This window comes from Flavobacterium sp., assembly GCF_028712645.1.
In the GTDB taxonomy this organism is placed as follows: Bacteria; Bacteroidota; Bacteroidia; order Flavobacteriales; family Flavobacteriaceae; genus Flavobacterium.
This window is the reverse complement of record NZ_JAQTPQ010000313.1, coordinates 1-3,688: the sequence shown is the minus strand read 5'-3', so window position 1 is coordinate 3,688 and position 3,688 is coordinate 1. Positions and strand designations below refer to the sequence as shown.

The window sequence follows — 3,688 nt, the reverse complement described above, 5'->3', positions numbered from 1 at the left end:
CGATGATAGCACAAAATAGGAACCTCAGGCTTCAAAAGAATCTGTTTTAAACTCGCTTCGGTTCTTTGTGGCGTTTCTTTTTTGGTTTCTTTTTGGACAAAAGGCACTTCTTTTTTTACTTTATCAGGTTTTGATTGACAGCTTGAAAACAACAAGAGTCCAATAGCAAGGTGAAACAGAATTTTTTTCATTTTTAAAAAGGAGTTCTATGAATTACTGATATTGTATGTAGATGGGCTTTGGAGTGAATTTTAACAGCTCATCAGGAGTGTACATTTGCCAATCATTTTTATTATCATTTTTATAAAATAATTTAAAGCCAGTAAACTGAACAGGTTCTCTGTAAATATATCTCAGGTAAGTGGATTTTTTTAAAACCTTACTACCAAATCCGTCCATATCCATAATAACTTGAACTTCGGGCACTTTTTTTATTTTTTTATAGTCGGTTACCATCCCTTGTGTGAATCGGTGTACTATCAAAACTTTAGGAGTAAGCTTATTTTTTCTGACCAAGTCGGCTAAAATAGCTATGGCATCATTAATATCATTCGAATTAAAAGTGCCTATTTTAGAGCCCGGGATTTCGCCATTTTTCAAAGAAAATTCAGGATCAATTCCTAAATGCACATTAGGTAGTTTTAGATAAGATTCTAGTGAGGCAACTTCGTTCTTGACATTACTATGTCCCACTTGGATGTCTAAAAACACTAAAGCATTAATTGGTTTTGCCCACTTTAAAATAGTATCAATTTGTTTAAAAGGCATTCTCATTCGGTGTAAATTTTCTTTTCCTGGAGCACCTTGTGCTGTTATGGCAATGTAATGTAAGGCAGGAATAGCCTTTACAGTAGAATCTGCAGCTTGCCATTTTGCTACTTCAACTTGTAGTTTTTTAAGCATTTCCTCTCTTGGCAATTCGCCAAGTATTCCCATTTTTTTAGAGTATAGATTCCCATAATAAGCAATGATTCTGTTATAAGGCAATATCGCTCCTGGCAATGGATACGGAATATTTTTTACTGGCCATCTTCCAGTAGTATCTTTGTTGGCTAATGCCAGCATTCTTTTATTATAATCGGCGGTGTCAATTGTAGGGACTATTGTTTCAGGAACAATTGTATTTTTTACAGTTTCCTTCTTATTTTCGATAATTGATCCTGATGCTTTAGTCTTATTGCAACTGCTAACAAAAAACAGCATAGAAAAAAGGAGAAGCAAGTGAAGAAATGAATGGGACGAGTTTTTCATAAAGAATGACTATTTATATATACTGCAAAGATATAGCAAATACCTATTTTGTCAACCGAGTGGAAAATATTTTGGAGACAACTTAAATTATGCAAAAAAACTATCAGCAAAGAAGGTCTTTTTGATATAAAAAACTTTAGCCGAAACTCCAAGCCCCCTTGAAATCCCGACTAAAGCCAAATAAAAACTATTTTGAGAATTATACCTGTTTGTCAGCAGGCTTTTAAAATTAAATTATTGTTTTGCTTTTTTCAAAATATGTTTCGTTTGAATCACTTTTTGATTTACATCTAACAAATGAATATAATAGCTTCCATCGCTGTATCTATTTAAATCACCAATGGTTACATTATTACCGTCAACTGTATGTTTTTTGCTATAAACTTCTCTTCCGTTTAGATCAAATACTTGAATGTAAATTGCATCTTCAGTATAGGAATCTGGCAAAGTAATATTGATATAACTATCAAACGGGATTGGGTAAATCACAAACAAATTGCTTTTTGGGTCAATTGTATTTAAACTTCCGTCAATAGTAACCTGTGCTGTTGCAGAGGCAGTATTTCCACTGTTATCAGTTACTGTAAGTGTTATTGTTTTAATTCCAATATCACTGATTGTGAATGTATCTTGACTCAAAGTCATTGTACTAATTCCACAATTGTCTGAAGACCCATTATCAATTTCGGCAGCTGTCAGAGTTGCATTTCCCGAAGAATCTAGTTGAATGGTGATGTCTTTAGTTATCACTGTAGGAACAGTAATATCAGTCACGGTTACAGTTTGTGTAGCAGTAGCACTGTTCCCATTACGATCTGTTGCGGTCCAAGTTACAGTAGTAATTCCTATTGGGAAAGTAGCTGGAGCATCATTTACCGCTGGAGTATCTATATAACAATTATCAGAAGTAATTGGGAATCCTAGAGTCACTCCTGTTGCGCCACAAGAAGCATTGGCAGTAACCGATACATTTGAAGGTGCTGTAATTGACGGAGCAAGGTTGTCAACAAGAGTTACCGTTGCTGGTTTAAAGCTTTGGTTTCCGCTGGCATCAGTTGCTATAAGCAATACATTGTTCTGACCTATATTGGCACAAACCAAATTGTTTGGTGAAACTGTCAGCGTGAACTCACAATTATCGGTAGTTCCATCATCAATCATAGAAGGTAAAATGATTGCTTGACCTACACTATTAAGATATACCGTTGCATTTTTTGCTTTAACAACTGGGAAGATAGTGTCTCCCATAGTTACTAGTTGTGTGGCAGTTGCAGTATTTCCGCTACCATCAGTTACAATCCAGGTTACAGTTGTTTCGCCTAATGGGAAAATAGCTGGAGCATCATTTGTAACCGAAGCCACAGAACAATTATCAGCTGTTATTGCATTACCTAAAGTTACACCAGTTGCACCACAAGAAGCATTTACATTTCCAGTAACTGCTGCAGGAGCTGTTATGGTTGGCAATGTAGTGTCTTCAACTGTTACGGTTTGAGCAGTTGTGGCAGTGTTTCCACTTCCATCCGTTACGGTCCAAGTTACAGTTGTATCTCCCAATGGGAAAGTAGCAGGAGCATCGTTTGACGTACCCGAAACAGAACAATTATCAGTTGTTGTTGGTGTGCCTAAATCAACCCCTGTTGCATTACAAGATGCATTAGCTGAAACAACCACATCTGATATTGCAATAGTTGGATTTTGAGTATCAATCACTGTTACTGTTTGTAAAGAGGTTTCGGTATTTCCACTACCATCGGTTACAGTCCAAGTTACGGTGTTTTCTCCCAAATCTAAACTTGCTGGAGTTGCCACTACTGTTGCTACGCTGCAATTATCTGCTGCTGCTGGAGCTGTTAATTGTACACTTGCATAAGTACAAACATTGGCATCAGCATTCACGCTAATTGGGTCTAATGTAACAATTGTTGGATTTTGAGCATCAATCACTGTTACTGTTTGTAAAGAAGTTTCAATATTTCCACTTCCATCGGTTACGGTCCAAGTTACTGTGTTTTCTCCTAAATCTAAACTTACTGGAGTTGCCACAACTGTTGCTACGCTGCAATTATCTGCTGCTGCTGGAGCTGTTAGTTGTGAACTTGCATAAGTACAAACATCGGCATCAGCATTCACGCTAATTGGGTCTAATATAGCTATTGTTGGGTTTTGAATGTCAATAACTGTAACTATTTGAGTAGAAGTTGCTGTATTTCCACTTCCATCAGTTACAGTCCAAGTTACTGTATTATCTCCTAAATCTAAACTTGCTGGAGTTGCCACTACTGTTGCTACGCTGCAATTATCTGCTGCTGCTGGAGCTGTCAATTGTGAACTTGCATAAGTACAAACAGCTTCATCTGCATTTACGCTAATTGGGACTAATGTAACAATTGTTGGATTTTGAGCATCAATAACTGTTACTGTTTGAGTAGAAGTT

The 3,688-nt window shown here is 36.6% G+C and carries 3 protein-coding genes; all 3 read right to left on the bottom strand.

Annotated elements, in window-relative coordinates; all coding sequences use genetic code 11:
* Window positions 1–191, bottom strand: a 191-nt coding sequence (locus tag PHC28_RS16975) for a hypothetical protein (protein ID WP_300103375.1), incomplete at its 3' end; no start/stop codon positions are given.
* 22 nt (window positions 192–213) lie between these two features.
* Window positions 214–1,251 (bottom strand): hypothetical protein, encoded by a 1,038-nt coding sequence (locus PHC28_RS16970; RefSeq protein WP_300103373.1) that lies wholly within the window; start codon window positions 1,249–1,251, stop codon window positions 214–216.
* A 234-nt stretch (window positions 1,252–1,485) separates the two neighbouring features.
* On the bottom strand, window positions 1,486–3,688 hold a 2,203-nt coding region (locus tag PHC28_RS16965), incomplete at its 5' end, for an HYR domain-containing protein (RefSeq protein ID WP_300103371.1).

Bases quoted from the DNA above. Each gene is read 5' to 3' on its own strand.
- PHC28_RS16970 (WP_300103373.1), bottom strand. From the start codon at position 1,251: ATGAAAAACTCGTCCCATTCATTTCTTCACTTGCTTCTCCTTTTTTCT.